Annotated in this window: 24 protein-coding genes; 16 read left to right on the top strand and 8 right to left on the bottom strand. The window is 38.4% G+C overall.

The features are described 5' to 3' along the window. Positions 1-140 precede the first annotated feature (140 nt). From CRT24_RS09960 to CRT24_RS09980, 5 genes are all read left to right on the top strand, one after another. Positions 141-1,019, top strand: a complete 879-nt coding sequence (locus CRT24_RS09960; RefSeq protein ID WP_099371091.1) for an ABC transporter permease — start codon at positions 141-143, stop codon at positions 1,017-1,019. Between the two features lie 24 nt (positions 1,020-1,043). Further along, positions 1,044-1,298, top strand: coding sequence for a DUF3098 domain-containing protein (locus tag CRT24_RS09965; protein WP_099371092.1), 255 nt, complete (start codon positions 1,044-1,046; stop codon positions 1,296-1,298). Continuing rightward, entirely contained in the window at positions 1,298-2,116 is an 819-nt protein-coding gene (locus CRT24_RS09970; RefSeq protein WP_099371093.1) for an undecaprenyl-diphosphate phosphatase, read from the top strand. Before CRT24_RS09965 ends, CRT24_RS09970 begins: the two co-directional genes overlap by 1 nt. Positions 2,117-2,586: 470 nt before the next feature. Next, positions 2,587-3,309 (top strand): tRNA pseudouridine(55) synthase TruB, encoded by a 723-nt coding sequence (gene truB, locus CRT24_RS09975; RefSeq protein WP_099371094.1) that lies wholly within the window; start codon positions 2,587-2,589, stop codon positions 3,307-3,309. A gap of 25 nt (positions 3,310-3,334) precedes the next feature. Beyond that, positions 3,335-4,318: a bifunctional riboflavin kinase/FAD synthetase gene (locus CRT24_RS09980; RefSeq protein ID WP_099371095.1), complete on the top strand. Its 984-nt coding sequence runs from the start codon at positions 3,335-3,337 to the stop codon at positions 4,316-4,318. A gap of 319 nt (positions 4,319-4,637) precedes the next feature. Here the strand turns inward: CRT24_RS09980 and bshB1 are convergent, their stop codons facing one another. Genes bshB1 through CRT24_RS09995 form a run of 3 tightly spaced genes read right to left on the bottom strand, consistent with a single transcriptional unit; the run spans position 4,638 to position 6,529 of the window. Then, positions 4,638-5,357, bottom strand: coding sequence for a bacillithiol biosynthesis deacetylase BshB1 (gene bshB1 / locus CRT24_RS09985; protein ID WP_099371096.1), 720 nt, complete (start codon positions 5,355-5,357; stop codon positions 4,638-4,640). A gap of 49 nt (positions 5,358-5,406) precedes the next feature. Next, positions 5,407-5,904 (bottom strand): glutathione peroxidase, encoded by a 498-nt coding sequence (locus CRT24_RS09990; RefSeq protein ID WP_099371097.1) that lies wholly within the window; start codon positions 5,902-5,904, stop codon positions 5,407-5,409. Positions 5,905-5,917: 13 nt separating this feature from the next. Then, positions 5,918-6,529, bottom strand: a complete 612-nt coding sequence (locus CRT24_RS09995) for a DUF4294 domain-containing protein (RefSeq protein ID WP_257214016.1) — start codon at positions 6,527-6,529, stop codon at positions 5,918-5,920. A gap of 172 nt (positions 6,530-6,701) precedes the next feature. On the opposite strand from CRT24_RS09995, the gene CRT24_RS10000 reads away from it, so the two are divergent. From CRT24_RS10000 to CRT24_RS10025, 6 genes are all read left to right on the top strand, one after another. Continuing rightward, on the top strand, positions 6,702-8,906 hold the full coding sequence (locus tag CRT24_RS10000; protein ID WP_099371099.1) for a bifunctional (p)ppGpp synthetase/guanosine-3',5'-bis(diphosphate) 3'-pyrophosphohydrolase: 2,205 nt from the start codon (positions 6,702-6,704) through the stop codon (positions 8,904-8,906). Between the two features lie 81 nt (positions 8,907-8,987). Beyond that, positions 8,988-9,482 (top strand): Fur family transcriptional regulator, encoded by a 495-nt coding sequence (locus tag CRT24_RS10005; RefSeq protein WP_099371100.1) that lies wholly within the window; start codon positions 8,988-8,990, stop codon positions 9,480-9,482. A 128-nt stretch (positions 9,483-9,610) separates the two neighbouring features. Next, a complete protein-coding gene (locus CRT24_RS10010; RefSeq protein ID WP_099371101.1) occupies positions 9,611-10,882 on the top strand; it encodes an adenylosuccinate synthase in 1,272 nt (423 codons plus the stop codon). 9 nt (positions 10,883-10,891) lie between these two features. Next, a complete protein-coding gene (locus CRT24_RS10015) occupies positions 10,892-12,172 on the top strand; it encodes an anthranilate synthase component I family protein (protein WP_099371102.1) in 1,281 nt (426 codons plus the stop codon). A 143-nt stretch (positions 12,173-12,315) separates the two neighbouring features. After that, positions 12,316-13,320, top strand: a complete 1,005-nt coding sequence (asnA, locus tag CRT24_RS10020) for an aspartate--ammonia ligase (protein ID WP_099371103.1) — start codon at positions 12,316-12,318, stop codon at positions 13,318-13,320. Positions 13,321-13,389: 69 nt separating this feature from the next. Further along, entirely contained in the window at positions 13,390-14,808 is a 1,419-nt protein-coding gene (locus CRT24_RS10025) for an exonuclease domain-containing protein (RefSeq protein ID WP_099371104.1), read from the top strand. Between the two features lie 19 nt (positions 14,809-14,827). On the opposite strand, the gene dinB is transcribed toward CRT24_RS10025, so the two are convergent. Further along, complete coding sequence (gene dinB, locus CRT24_RS10030) at positions 14,828-15,898, bottom strand: DNA polymerase IV (RefSeq protein ID WP_099371105.1); 1,071 nt, start codon at positions 15,896-15,898, stop codon at positions 14,828-14,830. Positions 15,899-16,011: 113 nt separating this feature from the next. Here dinB and CRT24_RS10035 point away from each other — a divergent pair, with 113 nt between their 5' ends. From CRT24_RS10035 to CRT24_RS10060, 5 genes are all read left to right on the top strand, one after another. Continuing rightward, complete coding sequence (locus CRT24_RS10035) at positions 16,012-16,887, top strand: carbon-nitrogen hydrolase (protein ID WP_099371106.1); 876 nt, start codon at positions 16,012-16,014, stop codon at positions 16,885-16,887. Between the two features lie 71 nt (positions 16,888-16,958). Further along, entirely contained in the window at positions 16,959-18,029 is a 1,071-nt protein-coding gene (locus tag CRT24_RS10040; protein WP_099371107.1) for an agmatine/peptidylarginine deiminase, read from the top strand. Between the two features lies 1 nt (position 18,030). Continuing rightward, positions 18,031-19,233: a porin gene (locus CRT24_RS10045; protein WP_099371108.1), complete on the top strand. Its 1,203-nt coding sequence runs from the start codon at positions 18,031-18,033 to the stop codon at positions 19,231-19,233. Between the two features lie 602 nt (positions 19,234-19,835). Continuing rightward, a complete protein-coding gene (lpxB, locus tag CRT24_RS10055; protein ID WP_099371110.1) occupies positions 19,836-20,951 on the top strand; it encodes a lipid-A-disaccharide synthase in 1,116 nt (371 codons plus the stop codon). A gap of 49 nt (positions 20,952-21,000) precedes the next feature. Then, positions 21,001-21,624, top strand: a complete 624-nt coding sequence (locus tag CRT24_RS10060; RefSeq protein WP_099371111.1) for a hypothetical protein — start codon at positions 21,001-21,003, stop codon at positions 21,622-21,624. Between the two features lie 208 nt (positions 21,625-21,832). Here CRT24_RS10060 and CRT24_RS10065 read toward each other — a convergent pair whose 3' ends face one another. The 4 genes from CRT24_RS10065 to CRT24_RS10080 all read right to left on the bottom strand — a co-directional run. Continuing rightward, a complete protein-coding gene (locus CRT24_RS10065; RefSeq protein WP_099371112.1) occupies positions 21,833-23,008 on the bottom strand; it encodes an ABC transporter permease in 1,176 nt (391 codons plus the stop codon). Between the two features lie 3 nt (positions 23,009-23,011). Beyond that, entirely contained in the window at positions 23,012-23,977 is a 966-nt protein-coding gene (locus CRT24_RS10070; RefSeq protein WP_099371113.1) for an HlyD family secretion protein, read from the bottom strand. A gap of 2 nt (positions 23,978-23,979) precedes the next feature. Beyond that, on the bottom strand, positions 23,980-25,371 hold the full coding sequence (locus tag CRT24_RS10075; RefSeq protein ID WP_099371114.1) for a TolC family protein: 1,392 nt from the start codon (positions 25,369-25,371) through the stop codon (positions 23,980-23,982). 1,239 nt (positions 25,372-26,610) lie between these two features. Beyond that, the coding region (locus CRT24_RS10080) for a transposase (protein ID WP_180269106.1) at positions 26,611-26,776 on the bottom strand (166 nt) is incomplete at its 5' end.

Genomic DNA, 26,776 nt, shown 5'->3' on the forward strand with positions numbered 1-26,776 from the left:
GCGAAATTAGCGAATTTAGGGTAAATTCAGTATAAAAGTTTTTTATTCTATACAATAAATTCAGATATTCGTTGTTAGAAAATTAGTATTGGAAAAAAATAAATCCTTACTTTCGCAAGAATAAACGCAGATTCAAATATATGTCAGTGATCGAACAGGGTTCGCCAAGGAAAAAAACGAAATCAGTATACGTATCTACAGTAATCAGTATCGCACTGGTTCTATTGATGACAGGTCTTTTGGGATTGATTCTAGTCCACGCAAAAAACTTATCCCGCTATGTCAAAGAGAATATTGTCCTTAATGTTATCGTGAATGATAATGTTAATGAAGGCGATGTGCTTTCTTTGCAGAAGGATTTGGAAAAAGACCCTTATGTATTACGTTCTGAATATGTCAGCAAGGAACTTGCAGCCAAGAATCTAAGAGAAGATTTGGGTGAAGATTTTGTTGAATATTTAGGTAGAAACCCTCTTCTTCCTTCTATTGACATCTATATGAAGGAACAATATGCCAACAGTGATTCTATTCAGACCTTCATCAATAAAATCAGCAAGAACAGCCGTATCAAAGAAGTTGTTTACCAGGAGTCATTGATTGATATGGTCAACAAGAATATCCGTGTGATTTCGATTGTTATTTTGGCATTTACGGTTGTGCTTTTAATCATTGCTGTTGCTTTGATCAACAATACCATTCGATTGGCGATCTATTCTCAACGTTTCTTGATCAAGAGTATGCAGTTGATTGGTGCTACAAAAGGTTTTATTCGTCGGCCTTATATCTTATATGGTATTGCTCATGGATTGATTGGGGCCTTGATAGCCATTCTTTTATTGATCTTAACTTTACAGTTTGCTCAGAAACAGGTACCTGAATTGGTTTTTCTTCGCGATTGGTTTGAATTTGCGATGATATTTGCCATCGTACTTGGATTGGGGATCTTGATTTCTGCAGCGAGTACATATTTTGCCGTTACCAAATATTTACGTGCTAAGTCAGCAAGTTTATATAGATAAATCAATTGTTAATCAGTTTAAAAAATGAGTCAGACAAAAAAAGTAAAAACAACTCCAGTGACTACAAACAGAGCGGGGTTCGTATTTAAAAAGATAAATTATCAATTATTCATTGCGAGCATTGTTATTGTTGCAATAGGTTTCATTTTGATGATGGGTACCGAGAATATTTATAGCTTTACCAAGATTACATTGGCACCTTTAGTGGTTGTTGCAGGTTTTGCTCTAGGATTCGTAGCCATTTTATATAAACCTAAGAACAAGACAAATCAGGAGTAATGAGTATTTTTGAAGCAATAATCCTAGCCATCGTTGAAGGCTTAACAGAATATCTTCCAATTTCCTCAACTGCACACATGGGCTTTACTGCCGCATTGATGGGCATGGAAGAAAGTGAATACCTTAAAATGTTCCAAGTATCTATTCAATTTGGAGCAATATTATCAATCGTTGTTCTTTATTGGAAGAAATTCTTCGATTTCAAGAACCTTAAGTTTTATTATAAATTGGCTATTGCTGTTATTCCAGCATTAGTTCTAGGAAAACTGTTGGATGATAAAATTGAAGCTGTATTGGGAAATCAGATCGCTATTTCTACTGTTCTGGTATTAGGAGGTGTGGTTCTTTTGTTCGTTGACAAATGGTTCAAGAATCCAAAGATTACCGACGAAAAGGAAATTCCGGTTAAAAAAGCATTTATCATTGGTTTTTGGCAGTGTTTAGCGATGATGCCAGGGACCTCTCGCTCTGCAGCCTCCATTATTGGTGGACTTACCCAAGGGTTGGACCGTAAGGCAGCCGCAGAATTCTCATTCTTCTTGGCCGTACCTACCATGCTTGCCGTAACAGTATATTCCATCTTTGTAAAAACATGGGGTGAAGGAACTGCTCATGCCCAAAAAGGCTATGAAATGATTATGTCCAGCAATGAAAACATTATGGTTTTCATCATAGGAAACATTGTAGCATTTGTGGTAGCCATGATTGCTGTAAAATCCTTTATCACTGTATTGACAAAATATGGCTTCAAATTCTGGGGTTGGTACCGAATTGTTATCGGAATAGCGCTGTTGGTGTTTTTTTATACGCAAAGGTAGATATGAGATGTGAGATGTGAGATATGCGACAGTGAGCGGGTTAGAGTGGATTAGATATTAGATATGAGATGTGAGATTTGGATTAGATATTAGATGTGAGATATGAGATTTGCGACAGTGAAGGTGCTAGGTGGGATTGCGAATAAAGAGAAAAAATATTATTAATAAGGGCTTGGAAAAGCCCTTTTTTTATTTTCCATCAGTGGCTGGTGGGGACACCAGCCACGGCAACGGAACATTGACTCCTTGCTTTTCCGTTTTCTATCTAATATCTCATATCCCATATCTAATTTCCTCCTTTTCCACTTTCTATCTCATATCTCACATCTCATATCTCACATCTATTCTGATATCTCACATCTCATATCCCACATCTCATTAATTATTCCTATTTTTGCACAAAATTTAGCCAGGGATATGTTTCAACATCGAATTGGTTTTTGGGACATTTTAATGAAACTTTAGATTTAATGAGCAATAATACAGAAGGACAAGCTAAGCCAAAATTTGCTTTTGCGGAGGGTGAAGTACTATTAATCGACAAGCCATTAACTTGGACAAGTTTTGATGTGGTAGGAAAATTAAGGAATAGCATCAAGCCTTTGAAGGTCAAGGTGGGTCATGCTGGGACTTTGGATCCTTTAGCAACTGGTTTATTGATTGTCTGTACTGGCAAGATGACCAAACAGATCGATGGTTTTCAAGCTGAAGACAAAGAATACACCGGGACAATTACTTTGGGAGCTACCACTCCATCTTATGACCTAGAAACCGAAATTGATCAAACATTCGATATATCAAATATCCAGGATGAAGATATCCTAAATGCTGCTGCTGGATTTGTTGGCGTTCAGGACCAATATCCACCTGCGCATTCTGCCATTAAGATTGGTGGTGAAAGAGTCTATGAAAAGGCACGCCGAGGTGAGGAAGTAGAATTAAAAGCTCGAAGAGTTGAAATCATGGAATTTGAAGTTGTGAAGATTGAAATGCCTGTGGTTCACTTCCGGATAAAGTGTAGCAAAGGCACCTATATCCGTTCTATTGCCCATGACTTCGGAAAAGTATTGAACAACGGAGGTCATCTGTCATCATTGAGAAGAACTAAATCTGGCGAATTTGATGTCAAAGACGCCTGGGAACTAACTGAATTAATTAACCAAGTAAAAGAATTGAAGCACCAAGCGGTCTAAATTCAAAGACTTAGAAAAATATATAATGAAAATATACAGGAATCTGGATGAATTCAAACCACTGGATTATGCCATCGTTACAATAGGTACATTTGATGGAGTTCATGTCGGTCATCAGAAAATCTTGAACAAGCTAACAGAGTTAGCCAAGGATAATACCGGAGAAACTGTATTGCTTACCTTCTTCCCCCACCCTAGACTGATTATCAATCCGGACGATGACACCCTTCGTCTGATCAATGATATTGAAGAAAAGGCTGAAAGATTGGCATTGGCAGGTATCGACCACTTGATCATCACTCCTTTTACGAGAGATTTCTCGATCCAAACTCCTGAAGAATATATTTCCAATGTTCTGGTGAATAAGATTGGGTGCAAGAAAATCGTTATCGGTTATGACCACCATTTTGGAAAAGACAGAAAAGGAACTATTAAGGATCTGATTCATTTCTCTGAAATATTTGATTATTCCGTTGACCAAATCCCGGAACAAGATATTGAGGATGTGGCAGTTTCTTCGACCCGTGTTCGTGAGTCGTTGATCAAAGGCGACATCACAACAGCAAATAAATATTTAGGATATCCATTCGAGCTGACAGGTACCGTTATAAAAGGAGATCAAATTGGCAGAGAAATCGGTTTTCCGACGGCAAACCTTCATGTGCACGAAGCTCATAAATTGATCCCAGCATATGGTATCTATGCTGTGGAAGTTGAGATTTATCCTAGAACTACTGAGATTGTAACTGGCGATTATTTTGAACCAGAACCAGAACGCGTAGCAAAAGGAATGTGCTATATCGGTACAAGACCAACCGTTGACGGTATGAACAGAAAAATCGAAGTTAACTTATTGGATTTCAACGATGACCTTTACAGCAAAACCATCCGAGTAAAATTTTTGGAATTTATCCGTCATGATCAATGGTTTGAAAGCCTTGAACTTATGCAGGAACAGATCAAAAAGGATGAAGTAGCAATTAGGAGTTATTTTGAGGGGAAAGGGTAAATAGACAGTAGACATGACAAAGACAAAAGACATAAGACACAAGACATTAGACATAAGACATTAGACATTAGACATTAGACATTAGACATTAGACATTAGACATAAGAATTTTATGGCGTTGCAATGGGTTGAACCTAGGACTTTTTAGTCAAATTTTCGCTCCTAATAACACTAAAACCATTTTTGTATCATATATTATCCACTATCAAATTATCAATTTCACATAAAAAAGGTCTGAAGCTTCAATCTTCAGACCTTTTTATTATTTTAATAAACTATCTCAGTTCTTATGTCTTATGTCTATTGTCTAATGTCTATTTTAATACAACTCAAACAAATCCCTTACTCCCAAGATTTTTCTAGAGGTAAATCCTTCGGCGTATTTTACTTGGATTGATCTGCCGAATTCGTGTGCTCTAGCTTTGGTGGAGTCCATAAAGTCGGGGTTTGAGATATAGGTTTGTGGTTCATCGTCGTCATTGCCGACATTGAACTGTGATGTATAGGCAAGGATAGACCTTTCTTTGATGTCCCAGTATTCTGTGATATCGATCAGGATATCGGGGTTTATATATTTGTCTTGGATCAGCTGCAGCTGCAGTCGTGGACGGTATGGCTCTTGCGAAATGCCATTCAGTTCAGTTTCGATTCGTCTGAGTCCAGCAAGGAAGAGCGCATCATTTACGAGTTTACTGGCACGTCCATGGTCAGGGTGTCGGTCTTCCCATGCATTGGTGATAACAATTTCAGGTTGGTATTTACGTATTGCTTTAATAATAGCGATTTGGTGTTCTTCATTGTTCTGGAAGAAACCATCACGGAGTTTCAGATTTTCACGTACGGCCACTCCGAGGATTTCTGCAGCGTCTTGAGCTTCTTGTGCACGGATTTCAGGAGTACCCCGAGTTCCAAGTTCGCCAAGAGTCAAGTCTACAATTCCTACGGTCTTACCTTCAGCTACGTATTTGGCAATAACACCCCCTGCTCCTAATTCAGCGTCATCAGGATGAACGGTCATTACTAATAAATCTAATTTCATGTGATCGTGTATTTTGTACAATACACAATTATACGAAAAATCACTGCTATTACTTGTCGCTAAGCAGTTCTTCTATGCGATTGTGGACTTTCTTTGACATTGGGCTGGTCAAGGAATAGAAATGGTCGACAACCTCTCCTTTTTTATTGACTAGATACTTATGGAAGTTCCACATTGGGGAGGTTCCGATTTTGCCATTAGCATTGATATCTGTCAAATATCCATACAAAGGGTCTTTATATTCTCCGATGACATGGATGCGTTTGAAGACAGGAAATGTTACTTGTTGATTCACACGGCAGAAGGTTTCCAATGTTCTTCCAGTAAGTGGTTCTTGATTTCTGAAATCGTTAGAAGGAAATGCCAATATTTCAAAACCCATATCTCTATATTTTTTGTATAGGTTTTCAAGTGTTTTGAATTGTTTTGTAAAAAAGCAATTGCTGGCTGTATTTACGATCAGTAAAACTTTACCTTCAAAATCGCGAAGTGATTTTTTCTGTCCGCTGAACTCTAGTGCATTATAATCATAAACGGTCTTACTCATAAAAAAAAGGTTTTTAGGGTTTGGCCATAGGACGCGAACGTTCATATTCGCGAATTATGTTTTCAATTTCATAATCTTCTGTTGGATCGTAGGTACTTTTTAGGTTATGACCAAATATTTTGGCAACTCCTTGGTAGACGAATGCGGATATTCCGCCTTTCATGTCTTTTACGAGTTCATAACTTGTATTACCTGTTTGTCTTTCTATTAGTTTAATCAGGATCTTTCCTTGTGATACGCTCAAGTTTTTCACTTCTGAAGTGATTTTATCTTTGATTTCTTGTTCACATTCTTTGATCAATCTTTTTTCTTCTCTTCTTGAGTTTGTCATTGCCAAGTCGCGGTCGAGCTGCTCGTAACGTTTCTGAGCATAGATTGCATATGGTAACACACGAATGACGTTTCTTCTGAGTCTCAGGTATTTCTGGCGGTCGTCTTCTGTTTTAAATGTCCTTCTGGCATAGACCACTACTTCCTCGATTGGGAACCATGGCACGACCTCCCCATTGTCTAGGGTTGTGGTGGCGTAATGCTCAACCACTTCCGGTTCACCAGGTCCATACTGGGGCTTTATGAGCGTCTGAGCTTGTATTGATAGAGGCAAAACAAACATGACAAAAACCATAAAAACCCACTTTAAATTACTTCCACACATCATCATTATAATAAGCCCTATGCAAATAAATTTAATTTTTTTCCGTATATTTATACTTTACAATTTAGTATAAATTCTTGAATTATTAGTTCAATAAATATAACAAAATTATTTATTTTTTTATTGTTAGCAATGCATTTTTATGGAAGAATATGTGATTGATATTGAGGCTGAAAATAAGGAAATCCGTAAAAGATATCGCGCGCTGCTTAGAGCTTGTAAACCGACACTTCAAAAAGGTGACAAGCAACAGATCAGAAAGGCCTTTGATTTAGCATTGGAGAGCCATAAAGACATGCGTCGTAAATCTGGCGAGCCTTATATTTACCACCCTATTGCTGTGGCCCAGATTGCTGCAGAAGAAATCGGGTTGGGAACCACTTCTATTGTCTGCGCATTGCTACATGATGTTGTTGAAGATACCAGTGTAACACTTCAGGACATCGAGGAACAGTTCGGAAAGAAAGTTGTACGAATCATTGATGGTCTAACTAAGATCTCAGGCATATTCGACCCGAACAGCTCCATGCAAGCTGAGAACTTTAGAAAGATGTTGTTGACCCTGGCAGATGATGTTAGGGTAATCCTGATCAAATTGGCAGATAGGCTCCATAACATGAGAACCATGGAGTTTATGGCACGCCACAAGCAGTTGAAGATTGCTTCGGAAACAAGCTATCTATATGCTCCATTGGCACATCGTTTGGGTCTTTATGCTATCAAGTCTGAATTAGAAGACTTGTCCATGAAGTATACCGATCCGGATACTTATAAATTCATCGCCAAGAAACTGAATGAGAAAAAAGCGGAACGTGAAAAATTCATTGTAGATTTTATCACTCCTATCCAAGAGATATTGGCAGAAGAAGGAATCAACGCTTCTGTTTTTGGGCGACCAAAATCGATCCACTCCATTTGGAACAAGATGCGGAAGAAGTCTATTCCATTTGAAGAGGTATATGATTTGTTTGCAATCCGGATTATCATCGATACGGATGACGAAAAGGAAAAAACAGAATGTTGGAAGGTCTATTCTATCGTAACAGACTTATACCGTCCGAATCCTGACCGTTTGAGAGATTGGGTTTCTTCCCCTAAGGCAAATGGATACGAATCCTTGCATACCACTGTGATGGGTCCTCGAGGACAATGGGTTGAAGTACAGATTCGCACGAGGAGAATGAACGAAATCGCAGAAAAAGGGTTTGCAGCTCATTGGAAATACAAGGAATCCAATTCTGACAATGGCTTGGATCAATGGATCCAGAAGGTTCGTGATATATTGAATAATCCTGAACCCAATGCTTTGGATTTTGTGGATGATTTCAAGATGAACTTGTTTTCTGACGAGATTTTTATTTTTACTCCAAAAGGAACTTTGGTTCAATTGCCAAATGGTGCTACTGCTTTAGATTTTGCTTTTGAAATTCATACGGATATTGGTGCAACCTGTATAGGTGCCAAAGTAAACCATAAATTGGTGCCGCTGAGCCATGAGCTGCTGAATGGTGACCAGGTAGAAATCATCACTTCCAGCAAACAAACTCCTAAAGAAGATTGGTTGAATTTTGTGGTAACGGCTAAAGCAAAATCCAAAATCAAATCTTCCTTGAAAGAAGAGAAACGCCGTGTAGCTGAAGATGGTAAGGAGATATTGGAACGTAAATTAAAGTCCCTTAAGATTACCTATAATACCGAAAACATCAATAAGATTGCTAATTTCTTTAAATATCCAAGCTCGCAAGAACTATTTTATAATGTTGCCAAGGGTACAATAGACATCAAGAACTTAAGGAATTTTGTGGCGAATGAACGTTCTGAGGACGCCAATCAAAATCAATTCCAGTCTCATATCAATGGTCTCGTTGAAAAGATCAATAAGAAGGATGATACTATTTTAATTGGCGATGATTATCAGAAAGTAGATTATACTTTAGCACCATGTTGTAATCCGATTCCGGGAGATGATATTTTCGGATTCTTGACGGTTAATGATGGGATCAAGATCCATAGGACCAGTTGTCCGAATGCTTCCAAATTAATGGCGAACTATGGTTACCGTATCTTAAAAGCAAAATGGGCATCTTTGCACAATAGTGTTGCATTCTTGACTGGGTTAAAGATTGTGGGTATCGATGATGTTGGTTTGGTGAACAAGATTACGACTGTAATTTCTCAAGACTTCAAGGTAAACATTCGTTCATTATCAATTTCGAGTAATGAGGGTATTTTTGAGGGCGACATTATGGTTTTTGTGAACGACACTGATCAATTGGACAGTTTAATCAAGCATTTGAAGCAGATTCCGGGCATCACTGGGGTGACGAGATACGAGTCGGAGAACTAAAGACTTACAGGGTATTGACAATTCTAATCGTGAATACCGCTGTATTTTGGTAAATTTGAATTTTTACAAAGGACACACCTTATGAAACAAGGGGAAAATTACGAAACCGTTAAGAAGATTTTTGAGGCATACCTTGAAAACAAGAACCTACGAAAAACACCAGAGCGTTATGCTATTTTAGAGGAGATATATTCTAGGTCGGATCATTTCGACGTGGAGTCATTATATATCCACATGAAAAACAAGAAATACCGTGTTAGTCGTGCCACGGTTTATAACACATTGGAGTTGTTAGTTTCTTGTGATTTGGTGACCAAGCATCAATTTGGTCGTAATATGGCTCAATTCGAGAAATCCTACGGTTACAAACAGCATGACCATGTAATCTGCATTGAATGCAACAAAGTTGTAGAATTCTGTGACCCAAGAGTTTATCAGATTCAATCTATGATTGGGGATCTATTGAATTTTGACATCAAGCACCATTCGCTAAACCTTTATGGAATCTGTGCTGACTGCCGCAAAAGCAAGCTTAATCAAGATGCTCCCGCAAAAGAAGCAGTAATTTCAAATTAATTTAACATTCGAGGAATTAATATATACCTTTGTTCGGAAAAAGGCAGGTAACGCCCTTTTTCCGAATTTTTATTTTGATTCGTGAACAAAACAAATTAAATTTTAACTAATAAATTTCAAGTAATACTATGCAAGTTGATGTGCTATTGGGTTTGCAGTGGGGAGACGAGGGAAAAGGGAAAATTGTTGATGTTTTTTGTCCAAAATATGATTTGATCGCTCGTTTTCAAGGCGGACCAAATGCGGGACACACTTTAGAGTTTGACAACAAGAAATTTGTATTGAACACTATTCCTTCAGGAATCTTCAATGAAGGAACCCTCAACCTAATCGGGAACGGGGTGGTAATTGACCCTATCATTCTTAAAAGAGAATTAGACAACCTAAAAGCTGCTGGATTTGATCCTGTGGGCAAAGGTAATTTGGTTATTGCTCGCAAGGCCCATTTAATCCTTCCTACCCATCAACTATTGGATGCTGCATCTGAATCAAATATGGGTGCTGGTAAAATCGGATCTACTTTAAAAGGTATCGGACCAACCTATATGGACAAAACTGGTAGAAACGGTTTGCGTGTAGGTGACACTACCCTTCCTGATTTTATGGAGCGCTATGAGAAATTAAAACAGAAACACCTTTCTATTTTATCTCATTATGGCGAGATCCCTGATTTTTCAGAAAAGGAAAAAGCATTTATGGATGCTATCGAATTCTTGAAAACCATTCCATTTGTTGATTCTGAACACTTGGTAAATCAATATTTGAAGGATGGCAAGAGAGTTTTGGCTGAAGGTGCTCAAGGTACATTGTTGGATGTTGACTTCGGTTCATATCCTTTTGTAACTTCATCAAATACCACTACTGCTGGTGCATGTACTGGATTGGGTATTGCTCCAAACAGAATCGGCGAGGTTTATGGTATCTTCAAAGCATACGCAACTCGCGTAGGTGGAGGACCATTCCCTACAGAACTTGAAGATGAAACCGGCGAAAAATTGCGCCAGTTAGGACATGAGTTCGGTGCAACAACAGGTAGAGCACGTCGTACTGGATGGATTGACCTGCCAGCATTGAAGTATGCTATTATGATCAATGGGGTAACTGAATTGATTATGATGAAAGCGGATGTGCTTGATACTTTCGATAAAATTTACGTATGTACTCATTATAAATATCAAGGAGAAACGATCGACTACATGCCATATGAAATCATTACCCACAAACCTGAACCAATCCTTAAGGAAGTTGAAGGTTGGAATACTGATTTAACAGGTATCCGTAGTAAGGATGAAATCCCTGCAGCATTGCAGAACTACATTTCTTTCTTGGAACAAGAATTAAATGTTCCGATTAAGTATTTGTCGGTAGGTCCTGATCGTACTCAAACTATTGTTTTATAGTAAATAGATATGGCAAGAGCCATTTTTGAAACGACTACTACTGATTTCTTACTTAAGGCCTTAAATTGGTCCAAAAGGTTTGAAACCGTATGTCTTTTTCAATCAAATGGTTTCCAGAATCAATATTCAAAAGTAGGGAGTCTTTTGGCCGTTGGTGCAAAAGAGGAATTCTCTGCAAATGTAGGATCAGCATTTGCTGATCTCGAAAAATTTAAATCCCGGTTTCCTAATCAATGGATCCCGGGATTTCTTAGTTATGACCTCAAGAATGAAATTGAGGACTTAAGCACAGAACATCCAAATCCTTTGGAGTTTCCTGATGCTTATTTTTTTGTTCCTGAAATTCTAATAGAATTATTAGAAAATCAAGTTATTATTCATTCTGAAAGTCCTGATACTGTTTTCGAAGCGATTCAGTTGGCTGATAATTTGGACACTAGTTATTTATTTTCGGGAAAAATAAAACCGAGAATGGATAAGTCCAGATATTTTGAAGCTTTTGAAAGCATAAAGGACCATATCAAAAAGGGAGATATATATGAAGCTAATTTATGTCAGGAATTTTATGGAGAGAACGCTGAAGTATCTAGCCCTGAAGCACTTTATTTAAATCTAAACAAGCTTTCTCCTACTCCATTTTCCTCATTTATTAAAGTTAGTGATAAGTATATTATCAGTGCTTCTCCGGAGCGATTTTTGGCAAAGAGAGGGAATAAACTTATTTCACAACCTATAAAAGGAACTGCCGCCCGCGGAAAGAACAAAGAAGAGGATCAGCAATTAAAAGATAACCTTGCCACGAATCCGAAAGAGATTGCCGAGAATGTGATGATTGTGGACTTGGTCAGGAATGACTTAACCCGCAATGCTATACCTGGCACAGTGGAAGTCACAGAGAAGCTGGGGATTTATACATTTGAACATGTACACCAAATGATTTCTACGGTTTCCTGTCAAATGGACCCAAGTCTTAAAGACACGGAAGTTATCAAGAACACATTTCCTGCTGGTTCTATGACGGGTGCTCCTAAAATATCGGCGATGAAATTATGCGATCGTTATGAGAATTCCAGGCGCGGGATTTACTCAGGTGCCATAGGATATTTTTCTTCTGATGGCGATTTTGACTTCAATGTAGTGATCCGGACAATTTTATACAACCACAGCAAACAATACCTATCATTCCATACCGGTAGTGCGATTACCATTGATGCCCATGCAGCGCATGAATTTGCAGAATGCTACACCAAAGCGAGTGCGATTTTGAAAGCTCTAGAACAAAAGCTTTAAATTATTTCATCAGATACCCAATATATTGTAGTTATTTTTGCAATAAAATCTGCAAATCATTAACATTTTCTTATTTTTGTTTCGATTATGAAAATTAGTAGGCAACTGTCATACTAAACTATGTTAATATTGTAAATTTTTTAATGGGACGTCATATTTTAAAAAGAGAGCAAGCGATAACGTTTGTGAAGGAGACATTTGCATCTCGATTGAAGGAGGCTTTGAATTTAACCCCTGTTTCCTCTCCTATTGTGGTTTTGGATGGCACAGGTATCAATGATGATTTGAATGGTATCGAAAGACCTGTTTCATTTCCGATCAAATCCTTGTCTGATCAAAAAGCAGTGGTAGTACATTCACTAGCAAAGTGGAAAAGAATTAGGTTGAAAGAGCTTGAGATGGAACCTGGGGAAGGGATTTTGACAGATATGCGTGCATTAAGACCTGATGAAGATTATTCTCCTATTCATTCTATATATGTGGACCAATGGGATTGGGAGAAAAGTATCCGTTATGATGATAGGTCATTGGATTTCTTGAAGGAAACTGTTGAGAAAATTTATGCTGTTATCTATGAAACTGAACAGTCTGTTTCAGAAAAATACCCACACGTTGAGGCTATCCTACCAAAGGAAATCAAATTCATATCTTCTGAAGAGTTGCTATTGGCCTATCCTCATTTAACGGCCAAAGAACGTGAGAACGCCATTTCAAAAGAATATGGTGCTGTATTCGTATATGGTATCGGTGGTGTTCTTTCAAACGGACAAGCGCATGATGGCAGAGCTGCGGATTACGATGATTGGAGTACGGACAACACTTTGGGATTCCGTGGTCTAAATGGTGATATCTTAGTTTGGAATCCGATATTGGGAAGCGCATTCGAACTTTCATCCATGGGAATACGTGTAGATAAAAAAGCATTGATGACCCAATTGGAAATCAGAAACAGTTTGGATAGACAAAAGTTAACATTCCATCAAATGCTATTAAATGACCTATTGCCGGAATCCATTGGTGGTGGAATTGGTCAATCTCGAATCTGTATGTTTATGTTGAAGCTGAAACATATTGGCGAGGTTCAAGTAAGTATTTGGGATCCAAAGAAAAAAGAAGAATTACTCGATCAAGGAGTAGAATTACTATAGTTGTAAAAAAAGAATTAAAATAATACTAATAATTTTAGTAATTAAAATTATTAGTATTATTTTTGTTTAATGAAGTCCCCTACTTTTGCAATTGTCGATATAGAAACCACGGGTGGATTTGCCTCAGCGAGTCAAATCACTGAAATTGCAATTTTCATCTTTGATGGTAAAAAGATCATTGATGAATACAGTACCTTGATCAATCCTGAGCAACCCATTCCTTTCCATATTCAAGCCTTGACAGGTATAACGGACGAGATGGTCAAAGATGCCCCTGTATTTGATGATGTAGCTGAAGATATTTATCATTTGCTGAACAACAGGGTATTTGTGGCTCATAATGTTCATTTTGATTATTCTTTTGTACAGGCTTCTTTAAAGAATTCAGGTTACGATTGGAAAGCATCTCGCTTGTGTACCGTCAGATTATCCCGCAAGATATTTCCTGGCTTCACATCCTATAGTTTGGGGAAATTATGTCAATCTGTTGGTATTGAAATCCAAGATAGGCACCGAGCCAGGGGTGATGCTCAAGCAACTGTTACCTTATTCCAAAAAATATTTTTGTCGGATACTGAAAATATTATTCAGAAAACCATTCAGGTCAAAGCTAAAGAGCAACGAATTCCTACGCATATACCATCTGAGTTAATCAATAATCTTCCGACTACTGCCGGTGTTTATCTCTTCAAGAATTCTGCGTCTAAAATAATTTATGTTGGTAAGGCCAACAATATTAAAAAGAGGGTTATTTCGCATTTTACTGGAAATAATACAGGGCAAAGGAGACAGAGTTTTATCAATGAAATATGCGATATAGACTTTGAGGAAACCGGCACTGAATTAATGGCATTTTTGAAGGAATGTCATCTCATCAAAAAAATCTGGCCGATTTACAACAGAGCTTTAAAGAAGTACGAACCAAAATATGGCTTGCTGGATTATGAAGATCAAAATGGATATATTCGATTATCCATTTGTCAAGTCAGGAAGAATGTTCGACCGATATATTTTTTTGGATCCGTTCATGATTCTACGCAATTTCTCTTGAAATTGATTAAAGATTTCGAGTTGGATTTACGCTTATGTTCTTTTTTCGCCAATCCTACAGCCCTGAAGGAGGTTCGAGATTTAACGGCAAGGGAAGATTTACCCCAAGTTGAGGAGTATAATAATAAAGTTACCCAAGCGATTGAGTCCATAACTGAACAAAAACGAAGTTTTGTGATAATTGACAAAGGTCGAGAAAGCACAGAAAAAAGTTATGTTTATTTTAAGGATAATAAAGTTCATGCCTTAGGTTTTATTGATAACGAACTTGAATTTGATGACATCGAAGACCTTATTACGCAGGATAATTTGGTAGTTCATAATTTTTACATGAACCATTTGGTTGAGAGCTTTGCGAGACTTTATCCAAACAGGGTTATGCATCTGAAGGGGTTACCCTTGGAAGTGGACTCTCCAGTAGATGATGTTATTTATTAATAATTGGGGAAGGATTATTTTAGAACAAAGTTAGTTGGAATCCTTCTTCGTAGGTTGGTTCCATATCTGCAAAATTTGAAATAGTTACTCCGAGTAATCTGATTCTTTTATCTTGCAAATCCAATTTATCCAAGAGTTCTAGGGCTTGTTTTCGTATTTCCTGCAATTGGTCCAATGGTGTAAAGAAAGTCTTGCTCCTTGTAATTTGAGTAAAATCTGAGAATTTGATTTTCAAGGTAATAGTCTTTCCAAATTTATCTGCTTTTTCCAATCTTTTAAATAGTTTTTCCGCTATCCTATTTATTTCTTCGATCATATCTTCATACTCATGGAGATCGGTTTCAAAAGTATCCTCCACTCCTATCGACTTACTGATTCTGTTAGGTTTGACTGGTCTATTGTCTTCTCCGCGGACAATCTGAAAGAAGAACTTCCCAGATTTACCAAAATGCTGTATCATTTCCATCTCAGAGAAGCGTTTCAAATCCATACCCGTAAAGATTCCCATTTGATTCATCTTTTTGGCTGTGACCTTGCCGACGCCAAAGAACTTATCGATAGGTAGTTTCTCAAGGAAACCAATAATTTTTGAGGGTCCAATAAATGTAAGTCCATTAGGTTTCTGAAAATCGGAGGCTATTTTTGCGACGAATTTATTGACTGAAACTCCAGCTGAGGCGGTGAGGTTCAACTCATTTGAAATAGCTTCTTTGATTTCCTTTGCAATTTCTATTGCCGATCCGATTCCCATTTTATCTTCTGTAACGTCGAGATAGGCTTCATCCAAGGATAGCGGTTCGATCAGATCAGTATATCTGGCAAAAATAGACCTGATATGATTTGAAACTTCCTTATACACATCAAATCTTGGATAGGTAAACAAAAGGTGAGGACATAGCTTCAAGGCCATCCTGGAAGACATCGCAGACTTGACGCCATATTTCCGGGCTTCATAGCTTGCTGTTGCGACTACACCTCTTCCATCCGGGGAACCTCCGACCGCAAGGGGCTTACCACGGAACTCAGGGAAATCGCGCTGTTCCACAGAAGCATAGAACGCATCCATGTCGATATGAATGATCTTTCGCATGCTACAAATGTAGGGGAAATTTTTTGTCACCTGACAACAAAAATAACGGCAACCTTCCCATAAGCCATGAAATAATAGTATCTTTGCGCCGAATCATAATTATAATTTAAGAGATGAGTAAAGTAAAAGTTGGTTTGGTTCAGATGTCATGCGTTAAGGATAAGCAGACCAATCTGAATAAGGCAATAGAGAAGGTTCGTGAGGCTGCATCCAAGGGCGCACAAATTGTTTGTTTACAGGAGCTATTTACCTCTTTGTATTTCTGTGATGTAGAGGATTACGACAATTTTGAATTGGCGGAAGCCATTCCGGGTCCTTCTACGGATGCATTATCTGCAGTTGCCAAGGAATTGGGAGTTGTGATTATTGCTTCATTGTTTGAAAAAAGAGCACAAGGATTATATCATAATACAACAGCTGTTTTGGATGCTGATGGTTCATATCTAGGGAAATACCGTAAAATGCATATTCCTGATGATCCTGCATTCTACGAGAAATTCTATTTCACTCCAGGTGATTTGGGATATAAAGTATTCAAGACGAAATTCGGCAAGATTGGTGTATTGATCTGTTGGGATCAATGGTATCCTGAAGCTTCCAGAATTACAGCTTTGATGGGTGCAGAGATTATGTTTTACCCAACGGCTATTGGCTGGGCTACGGATCAAGATGAAGAAACCAACAAAGACCAATACAATGCATGGCAAACGATTCAACGTTCTCATGCTGTTGCTAACGGTGTTCCTGTAGTTTCGGTGAACCGTGTTGGATTTGAGCAAGATGGTGCGATGAAATTCTGGGGCGGTAGTTTTGCGACCAATGCTCAAGGGAAGTTGTTGTATTTGGCTTCACATGACCAAGAAGAAGTTGAGGTGGTTGAAATTGATCTTAATGAATCTGATTTCTTCCGCAAACACTGGCCATTCCTGCGCGATAGACGTATTGAAACTTATGCGCCTATTACCAAGAGATTTATTGACGAAGATTAATCTTAATATAAAAAATTGACCATTAGAAATATGCTTTCTCAGGGAAGCATTTTCTTTTATGTTATCACGTGATGAGCACAACAAATTCCGACTTTTACAATTACAACGATACTCCCAAGGCCCAGGGTTTTGTATTTCCTGCAGAATGGGAAAAGCAAGATGCGCTTTGGTTAAGCTGGCCTCATAAAGAGGAATCTTGGCCGGGAAAGATTGACACTATTTATGCTCCATATGCGGAGTTCATCAAATTAGTGGCAGCCGATCAACTAGTACGCATCAATGTTGCTGATGAAGCGATGAAGGCCTTTGCTATTTCTCACATTGAGAAAAGCGGTGCCAAGATGGAGAACATCAGTTTTTATTTTAACCCGACCAACGATGCGTGGTGTCGCGACCACGGCCCTGCATTTGTGATCAATAAGGAAACAGGCGAAAAAGCAATTGTGGATTGGGGTTATAATGCGTGGGGTGGTAAATACCCTCCTTTTGATTTGGACGATGTGGTACCCACTAGAATTGCCAATGAATTTGGCTTGAAATTGTTTACCCCTCCCATCGTTATGGAAGGAGGATCAGTAGAATTCAACGGTAAAGGTACTGTGCTGACCACGACGGCTTGTCTATTGAACGAAAACCGCAATCCACATCTAACCAAGGATCAGATTGAAGGTTATTTAAAAGATTATTATGGGCAAGAACAGGTATTGTGGCTAGGTGATGGGATTGTAGGGGATGATACAGATGGCCATATCGATGATATTACGCGTTTTGTATCTGAGGATACTGTTTTAACTGTGGTTGAGGAAGATCATAATGATGAAAATTATGGGTTGCTTCAGGAGAATTTGGAAAACTTGAAAAGCATGAGATTATTAGATGGTAGACCATTGAAAATCATCGAATTACCCATGCCAAGACCAGTTGAATACGATGACCAACGATTGCCTGCATCCTATGCAAATTTTTATATTGCAAACAAAGTTGTCGTTGTACCTGTTTTCAATGATAAGAATGACACTAAGGCTCTCGAAATCATCCAGAGTTGTTTTCCTGATAGAAAAGTAATTGGAATTGATTCCGTAGATATTATCTGGGGATTAGGAAGTTTTCATTGCTTAAGCCAACAAGAACCATCTATTTAACATGAAAAAATTAAAACACCTTTACCTTATTTTAACTCTTGTAATTATTGGAGTTACATCAGCCTACGCCCAAGAACGTGATGACCGTGCAACGATCCTTAATTTCAAAGGAATTCAGTATAAATCCAGTGATTCATTGTTTTATGTGAACTTCAGGTTCCGTATGCAAAACCGGTTAGGATACAAGGAAGAATTAAATGGCATAGATGATGGTAAGTTTGATGCTCGTATCAGGAGGCTAAGAATGCGTATGGATGGTTATATTTATACACCTAAGATTTCCTATTCGGTTCAGTTGGCATTTACCCGCAGTGACCAAGATTATGACGACTCCAAGATTCCAAATATTGTAAGGGACGCGGTGATGTTCTATAATTTTACGGATGATTTTTACATTTCTTTTGGTCAGAACAAGTTACCTGGTAACCGCCAGCGTGTAAATTCTTCGGGTCAGTTGCAGTTTGCGGATCGTTCATTAGTAAACGAGAACTTCACGTTGGACCGTGACTTTGGTGTTTCTTTGAACTTGAGCAAAAAGATTGGAAATGTACCAATCAATGCTAAGGCAGCGATATCTACTGGTGAGGGTCGTGCAGCATCTTCAACAGATGCCGGATTAGCCTATACCGGTCGTGTTGAATTCCTTCCATTGGGCGACTTCACCAATGACAATGATTACCAAGAAGGTGATTTAGAGCGCGAAGAAACTCCTAAGTTGTCAATCGGTGGTGGTTATAGCTATAATGATAGAACAAAACGCGAAGCAGGTCAATTGGGTAGATTTGTACAAAACCCATTTACTTTTAAAATTGCGTTTGCTGATGCCATATTCAAGTATGCAGGATTTGCTTATCAAGCTGAATACATGCGCCGTGATGTAGACAACCCATTTAATATGACCGATGAGGACGATCCTCAAGAAACAGTTGCCTATAAAGGTTGGGGTGTGAATCAACAAGTATCTTATTTGTTGAACCACGGTTATGAAATTGCAGGTCGATATACCTACGTTGAGCCTCATAAAGATATTCAGGCTTTTGAAAGACAAACCGAAGTTATGGAGGTAGGTCTTACCAAGTACATGAAAGCTCACCGTTTGAAATTTCAATTAAATGGAAGTTATACATTCAAAGACGGTAATTTCAACAACCACAATGATAAAAGTGCATGGGGCGCTATGTTCCAGGTTGAGTTGGGGATTTAAACATAGACAGTAGACAATAGACATAAGACATAAGACAATGACATGTTGAGGTTTTATGTCTGCAAACTATTGACTGTTGTATGTGTCTATTGTCTCTTGTCTAATGTCTATTGTCTATTATTTATAGACTTGAAATGAAGGACAGAGAGATGGTTTAGAAAGATATTATTATTGTCGGTAGATATTTGATTAGAGGATGGCTTGGAATTAATTCCGGGCCATTTTTTTTGATTTTGGATGGGTTCAATATTAATTTCTGTGGTTTTTAATATTGTCATTTTTATTTTTTCTGAGTATAGTCTTGTTTCACTCTCCTTCCACTCTCCTTCCACTCTCCGTCCTCTTTTGTTCGGACCTGATTCGGACCTTGTTCGGGTGTTTTCCGAAGCAGCTCCGAACGAGGTCCGAACGAGGTCCGAACAAGAGACGAATGAGAGTATAACAAAGCACCTATTAGTTAGTAATTCGAAAGGATTTGGGACAGGTCAAATTGGAAAGGATTGAATAGTTTAAAGTGGGCTACTAAGTTTAGGTTTATGCATTTTATTGAATTTTTGCATCATGGTTGTAAGAATTCTTATCTTTAAAGATTAATCGGAATAATGAGATATTATATAATAGCTGGAGAGACCTCGGGTGATTTACATGGTGCAAATCTGATCAAGTCCTTGAAGAAGGAAGATCCGGAAGCGGAATTTCAAATTGTAGGTGGCGACCAGATGCAGGCTGCAGCTGGAGTTCCCGTGTTTATTCATACTTCGGAGATGGCCTTTATGGGTTTTATTGAGGTTCTGAAAAACCTGAGGAGTATTTCCAAAAACCTCAAAAAAGTAAAGGCAGATATACAAAGATATCAACCTGACACTGTTATCTTGATAGATTTCCCTGGTTTCAACATGAAGATTGCTGAGTTTGCCAAGAAGTTGGGCATTCGGGTTTGTTATTATATTTCCCCAAAAATTTGGGCATGGAATCAAAAGAGAGTCTATAAGATCAAGAAGGTTGTTGATCATATGTTCTGTATTCTACCATTTGAGGTTAAATTCTACAAGGAATTTAGATATGATGTCGACTATGTAGGGAATCCATTATTGGATGCTATTTCGGCGTATAAATTCCAGTCAGATTTCAGGGAGCGAAATGGATTGGATCAAAGTCCAATCATTGCTTTACTTCCCGGCAGTCGCAAAATGGAAATTGAGCATTTATTACCTGAAATGGTTGGCTTATATGATCGTTTTCCGGCACATCAAATCGTTATTGCAGGTGCTCCTAATTTTGACCTTAGCCTTTATCAAAGATATATTGGTGACTATCCTATCAAGGTTGTTTTTGACCAGACTTATGATTTGTTGAAAAATGCTGAAGCAGCAGCCGTTACTAGCGGAACTGCAACTTTAGAAACCGCTCTTTTAAGAGTGCCGCAAGTGGTCGTTTATAAAGCGAATCCAATCACCGTGATGATTGCCAGACAAGTTATTAAAGTACAATTTATATCATTGGTCAACTTGATCAACAATTACTTGTCAGTTATTGAATTAATCCAGCAGGATTGTACAACAAGCAATATTGGTGATGAACTTGGGAGATTAATTGCTGATCCAGAGCATCGCGCGAGTGTTTTGGAGAATTATGATGTTCTCATTGAAAAAATGGGCAGCCCAGGGGCTTCAGAAAAGACAGCAAAACTAATCGTTGAATATATGCGAGGGGAATAGTTAAACTATTTCCCTTAATTTTTGTCCTACTAGAAAGGAGAATTGTACAATGAAATATATATTAAGTTTAGCTTTATTGTTGGGTACCATGTTATCTTATGGTCAACAAGTAGAGCATATTTCTAAGTTAGAACTTGGAAAGAAGGATAAAAAAGTGTTCAACCGTGGAGACTCATCCATGGTTTTGAAGATTGATACGCTGATTATGAAGGATAGGTCCAAGATTGAATTTTATGCGAAAAAGGACGTAAAGTTGGAGATTGGTTATGCTGAGATTGGTAAAAATGTAGTTATTACGGGTCAGGACAGCAAAAACAATGCTACGGACATCAATATGGATGTAAAGTTCAATAAATTGGGATCCTTATTTGTTATAGCTCGAGGGATAGATGCATTTAATGGCACCAAGACTCATCCCAACGGTGATGGTGGCGATGTTGTAATCATGTATGATCTTTCTGGTATCAAACCTCAGTTCAGCGATAAAAAAGCAAACAACTATCTTTTTGTGGATGTACAAGAAGGTGGGTTACGAGTTAATCCAACCAGTGAGATTGGTCAGATCTATAGCCGTATTTCCATGGCTCAGCCTGGTCTTAGAGGTATGCCTCAAGGACAGATTTATTCTGGTTCGCCTGGTAAGAAAGGAAGTGTGGTTATTGAGGGGAAGTAGGGGTTAGACATTAGACATAAGACATTAGACATAAGACATTAGACATTAGAACTGGCCATTCGACTCGGTGGCTGAGAGGAGTCGAAGCCCAGGGACCGCCCTTCGGCTCGGTGGCTGAGAGGAGTCGAAGCCCAGGGACCGAGGGGTGTAAATAAAAAAGCATTGAATCGAGTGATTCAATGCTTGACAGGTTTGTTAAAAGACAAAGTTAAACTGTTGCTTGGACCTGTTTATTTTTCTTGACCTTATTGATTTTAATCTGGAGAAGGATAATTGAAGCTATTAGAGTCACAGCTGCTATTATTGCAAGTCCAATAACTGGCCCTTGAAGATATTCTATACTTCCCTTTTCTATCATTAATGTTCTGAAGATCTGCAAGTAATGTGTTAGTGGAATCATTTTGGCTATAGCGACTACCCATTCAGGCATTTGACTCAATGGCCATGTAAATCCGCTCAGGATAAAGCTCGGTGTAGCAATGACCATTAAGATCTCTGTAGCTTTCAGCTGACTTGGAATGGCAATACTAACCAAAATCCCAATAAAGCTTACCGCTAACAAGAAGAGTATGGTTGTTGCAAAAAATGCTCCGCCGTCCAAGTTCAATGGCATTCTATACCAAATGGAATAACCATAATATAAGATATATATCAAGCCAGACATAAAGATATAAGGCAAGATTTTCACCAATATAAGGACAAATACATTGTTGCTTTTTTGAACCAGTTCCGGGAATGTCCCTTTTTCAAATTCTGAGGCAAAACTCAATGCCAGTCCTAACATCATTACTTGTTGCAATACAGTCAACAAAACTCCAGGGAGCATAAAATAAAGATAGTTACCGCTTCTTATGTTTTGTTTGATCATGGTTATTTTGAAGGGTTCAAACTGTTTTGAAGCGACATATTCAGGTACACCTTTCTTTTGTTGCGCCTTGATCTGTATCCCAGCTTTTAGAGTAGATGCTGCAACGTTTACTGCCATCATTGCTGAATTTGAGGTCAATGTGTTGGATGCATTTACAAATAATGTCAATTCAGTACTTCTATTATAGTTTACATCTGCAGAAAAATTCCTTGGGATTTGCACCACGACAGTAGATTCTGTTTTCAGGGCTTCATCTTTTGCTCTGAATGGATCATTAAGGACCTTGGCTACATAGATAACATCATTTTCATTGAACATATCGATCAATTGTCTACTCAATGGGCTTTTATCTTCATCAACTACGATAATAGGTAAGTTAGTAACCTTTCCTTTTTTATAGACCCCTCCTACCAAAACTCCATATAAAATCGGAGCTCCCAAGAATAGAACAAGCAAGACCTTGTTTTGGAAGAAGAGTCTGAATTCTCTTTTTAATAAACTCAAAAAATTCTTCATGTCTTAATTTTGTTTTACTATAAATGTAGCTTTTGTTAGCAGGTCTTTAGATTCCTGAATATTTACAGGTTTTAAATGTACTTCGAACAAAGTTTCTTGTTCTTCAAAATCAGGATAAGCCGTTGAGATATTAGCATAAGAGCTCAATGGCTTAATTGTTTCGACTTTAGCTTGTACCTCTTTATTTTCCAAGTATGGAATAATAAGGGTTTTGTTTTGACCTTTTACAAAATCCTTGATTTTGCTTTCTGGGATTGTTACCCTGAAGAATGTACCATCATTGATATATCCAGATACTAAGCTATATCCTGCCATTGCCAACTCTCCTACCTGCAAGTTTATATTCTCAATGCTCATATCCTGAGGAGCTAAAATATAACGTTCTTTAGCCGCTACATTCACTTCATCTACAGCCCCTAATGCACGTTCTTTTTGGCCTAGTGCCATTCTTTGTTGTTCGATCCTAGCACCGTGTTGCACATCAGCTAATTCGGCTTGAGCGGCAAGGTATTGGTTTTTTGCACCTTGATATTTTGCATATACTTCATCATACTTTTGTTGCGAGATCAGGGAGTCGCGCAAAAGGTTGTTCATTCTGTCCAAAGATTTTTGCGCGAAGTCGTACTGTTCTTTTAAGCCGTCTACTTTGGCGTGCAACTGTTTCATTTGTCCATCTGTTGCACCTTTCACTGCCATTTCATATTGCGCTTGCGCAGCGGAAAGAGCTCCTTCTGCCTGTATTGCTTTAGCGTCTACCTCTGGAAGTTCCAAAATCACCAAGGTATCCCCTTTATGGACATTCTGACCTGCTTCGACCAATATTTTCTGAATTTTCCCGGGGATCTTTGTTGTGACCGCGATTTGATCACGTTCGATCTTTCCTTCTAATTTTATTTGCTTTTTTTGGTTGTCACCAGAACAACTTTGTAAAAGAATAATTCCTGCTATAGTGTATAAAATATTTTTCATGATTATTTAGTGATGGTTTGGTAAAGATTTCCGTTTGCTTTCAATAGTTCAGATGCTGCCATTCTTTGGTTGAGTACTTGATTATAATAGCCTAGAGACTGTTTATAGAATTCGTTTTCGGCTTCCAATCTTTCTGTCACATCAGATAGACCTTCTTCGAATTGACGTGATGCTAGGTGCAGATTGTTTTTTGCTATTTCAACCTGTTGATTGCTCACTTGGATTTTTTTGTGGGCAAGGTTATAATCTACCTCAGTTTTTCGCTGCAGCAAAGACAGTTTTTCCTTGGTGTCGGCAAGCTTGTTTTCATTGATTTGGATATCTAATTTAGCTTTGTCGATTGCTGTTTTGTGAGCTTTACCTTCAAAAATAGTCCATTTCATTCCAACACCTAATGCAAAATTCGGCGCCATCCTCAAGTGATTGGATTCTAATTTCAAATCACCCACACGAGGAAGATCCTTAACCGTTAAATCGGTACCAAACGCGTTCAAATAAGACACGTTTCCAAAGGCAAATACCTGCGGTAATTTTGCTCCTTTTTCCTTTTTTAGGACAAACTCATAAGCTTTTTGCGAAGCTTCTAATGCTTGCAGCTCTTTTCTGTTCATCTGATTTGCTGAATCCATTTCCAGGTTGAGTTCGTCCAGTTTATAATTAACTTCCTTCAATTCCTCCATTGACATCCCTGTCAATTCTTCTAATTTAAAGAAAAGCAATTCTCTGTTACTTTGGACTTCTGCTTTTTTAGATTCAAGCTCCAGCATTGCCAGTTTGATTTTATCACGGTCATAAGGAATTGCGAATCCGTTTTCAATTCCTTTTAAAACTTTTTCATGCTCTTTATTGAGGCGTTTTTCTGAATCAAGGATCAAAAGATCCACTTCTTTGAGCAACATCAATTGGTCAAAACTTGTCATTACCTCTTGGGCAAGTTGGTCATAACCTGCTTCAGTCATTAATTGCTGCGCTTTAAATTTTTGTTCTAGCGCTTTTTGTCCATTCGTGATCTGCAATCCCGAGAAAATCACTTGAGTAGCAGTTACGCCTGCCAATCCAATTTGGGTTGACATATTCATTTTTTGGGTACCATCAAAAATTGTGGTTCCCAATAGAGGCAATGTTTTAGCGGGGAGATCTATATCCAAAGTACTGTTTAAATAGCCATACATGGCATTTGCGGATACAGTTGGTAATAATTTTCCTTTAACATTTTCTCTGTCCAGTGCTACTTTTTGATTTTCAAGGTTTGCATTGATGAGACTTTTGTTGTGAGTTACTGCCTGTTGTACAGGGACCTTAAAATTGTTTAACCCATCTTGTGCGAATGCAGACATTGCAGTCAACAAGGTAAGGGTTAAGCTAGAAAAGGTTTTTTTAAATCTAAAATCCATTTTGAATTAGTTTGACTTATATCTTTTAACAAGACAAAGATGGGACTGTTTTAGGTTAATAATTTTCAGATATCTTAAAAAAAGCATTTTGCGAGTTTAAAGAATAGAGTGGTATTTTTTGTGAGACGATTTGGTTTTGGAATTGTCCTCTATAATAGTTGCACCCCTAGCGGGGTTAGTGGATGTTGAATAATCAATTCTATAATAGTGACACCCTTAGCGGGGTTAGTGGACGTTGAATAATCAATTCTATAATAGTGACACCCCTACATGGTGGTAATTGCGGATATAGCGCACATTATGCATGGTGTCCCTGGCCGCCATGGTTGGTGTCCCCACCAACCATCTACAGCAGAGCTAATTTTCACTATTTAATAATGCCATTTCATGGCATGAGATGTTACTTTTGAGGCGCAAAAGTAACCAAAACGCTTGCTCATTTAAGGTGGCTTTTCGCGCAAGCCCAACGCGCATGAACAAAATGCCTTATTGCCGAGGATCCCGTTCTAATCAATTATCTCTTTGGAGGAGATAATTGCTTGAAAGCATCCAAGGTCAATCCCCTCGCACAATGGCCGCGGCATTTTATTCATCTTTCCGCCACTAAAAATGAGCGGACATCTGCTTTGAAAATTCTATTGGTAGCTTTGAAATTCAATTGAACGCCATGCGGCATCACATACGCCATGGTTGGTGTCCACACCAACCATCTTCAGCAACGCTAGCGCACGCTTCGGCTACGCTATCGACCATCTTTAGCATTGCTAGCGCAAGTCTTGCGCGGTGGCCTGACTTGGGCTAACAACCCAAATTCTTTACCATTTCATGGCAAGATGCAGTTACTTTTGAGGCGCAAAAGTAACCAAAACGCTTGCTCATTTAATGTGGCTTGTCGCGCTAGCCCAACGCACATGAACAAAATGCCTTATTGCCGAGGATGCCGTTCTAATCAATTATCTCTTTGGAGGAGATAATTGCTTGAAAGCATCCAAGGGCAAGGCCGACGCACAATGGCCGCGGCCTTTTATCCATCCTGCCGCCACTGGAAATGAGCAGGCTAAAGAATGTCAGCTTTGTTTAAGGAATGAGGGTGGTTTTGGGGGAAATTACGGGGCTGTATCACATTTATATTTCAGTTAATATTTGGTCTAATCAATTTCTCAGGGTCTGTGGATGACCTCGGCTTGATTTTTCATTTTTTGCCTTTCGGAAGTCCAATTGTAGAGAAAAAGCAGCTTTCTATGCTGCTTTCTTCCTGATATTCTGTGCTATTGCCAATAATCCCATTTCAATTTCCACTTTTTGCTTTCCACGGAGCATAAATCGCTTGAACCCGTGGTTCTTTTTTATGTTTCCGAATACCGATTCCACATCATAGCATCGTTTCTTTCGGTGTGCCCTGCCC

This window comes from Sphingobacterium sp. 1.A.5 (assembly GCF_002734235.1).
GTDB lineage: Bacteria > Bacteroidota > Bacteroidia > Sphingobacteriales > Sphingobacteriaceae > Sphingobacterium > Sphingobacterium daejeonense.

Coding starts and splice junctions, on each gene's coding strand:
- CRT24_RS09960 (WP_099371091.1), top strand. CDS start 141: ATGTCAGTGATCGAACAGGGTTCGCCAAGGAAAAAAACGAAATCAGTA.
- CRT24_RS09965 (WP_099371092.1), top strand. CDS start 1,044: ATGAGTCAGACAAAAAAAGTAAAAACAACTCCAGTGACTACAAACAGA.
- CRT24_RS09970 (WP_099371093.1), top strand. CDS start 1,298: ATGAGTATTTTTGAAGCAATAATCCTAGCCATCGTTGAAGGCTTAACA.
- truB (WP_099371094.1), top strand. CDS start 2,587: ATGAGCAATAATACAGAAGGACAAGCTAAGCCAAAATTTGCTTTTGCG.
- CRT24_RS09980 (WP_099371095.1), top strand. CDS start 3,335: ATGAAAATATACAGGAATCTGGATGAATTCAAACCACTGGATTATGCC.
- bshB1 (WP_099371096.1), bottom strand. CDS start 5,357: ATGAAATTAGATTTATTAGTAATGACCGTTCATCCTGATGACGCTGAA.
- CRT24_RS09990 (WP_099371097.1), bottom strand. CDS start 5,904: ATGAGTAAGACCGTTTATGATTATAATGCACTAGAGTTCAGCGGACAG.
- CRT24_RS09995 (WP_257214016.1), bottom strand. CDS start 6,529: ATGGTTTTTGTCATGTTTGTTTTGCCTCTATCAATACAAGCTCAGACG.
- CRT24_RS10000 (WP_099371099.1), top strand. CDS start 6,702: ATGGAAGAATATGTGATTGATATTGAGGCTGAAAATAAGGAAATCCGT.
- CRT24_RS10005 (WP_099371100.1), top strand. CDS start 8,988: ATGAAACAAGGGGAAAATTACGAAACCGTTAAGAAGATTTTTGAGGCA.
- CRT24_RS10010 (WP_099371101.1), top strand. CDS start 9,611: ATGCAAGTTGATGTGCTATTGGGTTTGCAGTGGGGAGACGAGGGAAAA.
- CRT24_RS10015 (WP_099371102.1), top strand. CDS start 10,892: ATGGCAAGAGCCATTTTTGAAACGACTACTACTGATTTCTTACTTAAG.
- asnA (WP_099371103.1), top strand. CDS start 12,316: ATGGGACGTCATATTTTAAAAAGAGAGCAAGCGATAACGTTTGTGAAG.
- CRT24_RS10025 (WP_099371104.1), top strand. CDS start 13,390: ATGAAGTCCCCTACTTTTGCAATTGTCGATATAGAAACCACGGGTGGA.
- dinB (WP_099371105.1), bottom strand. CDS start 15,898: ATGCGAAAGATCATTCATATCGACATGGATGCGTTCTATGCTTCTGTG.
- CRT24_RS10035 (WP_099371106.1), top strand. CDS start 16,012: ATGAGTAAAGTAAAAGTTGGTTTGGTTCAGATGTCATGCGTTAAGGAT.
- CRT24_RS10040 (WP_099371107.1), top strand. CDS start 16,959: ATGAGCACAACAAATTCCGACTTTTACAATTACAACGATACTCCCAAG.
- CRT24_RS10045 (WP_099371108.1), top strand. CDS start 18,031: ATGAAAAAATTAAAACACCTTTACCTTATTTTAACTCTTGTAATTATT.
- lpxB (WP_099371110.1), top strand. CDS start 19,836: ATGAGATATTATATAATAGCTGGAGAGACCTCGGGTGATTTACATGGT.
- CRT24_RS10060 (WP_099371111.1), top strand. CDS start 21,001: ATGAAATATATATTAAGTTTAGCTTTATTGTTGGGTACCATGTTATCT.
- CRT24_RS10065 (WP_099371112.1), bottom strand. CDS start 23,008: ATGAAGAATTTTTTGAGTTTATTAAAAAGAGAATTCAGACTCTTCTTC.
- CRT24_RS10070 (WP_099371113.1), bottom strand. CDS start 23,977: ATGAAAAATATTTTATACACTATAGCAGGAATTATTCTTTTACAAAGT.
- CRT24_RS10075 (WP_099371114.1), bottom strand. CDS start 25,371: ATGGATTTTAGATTTAAAAAAACCTTTTCTAGCTTAACCCTTACCTTG.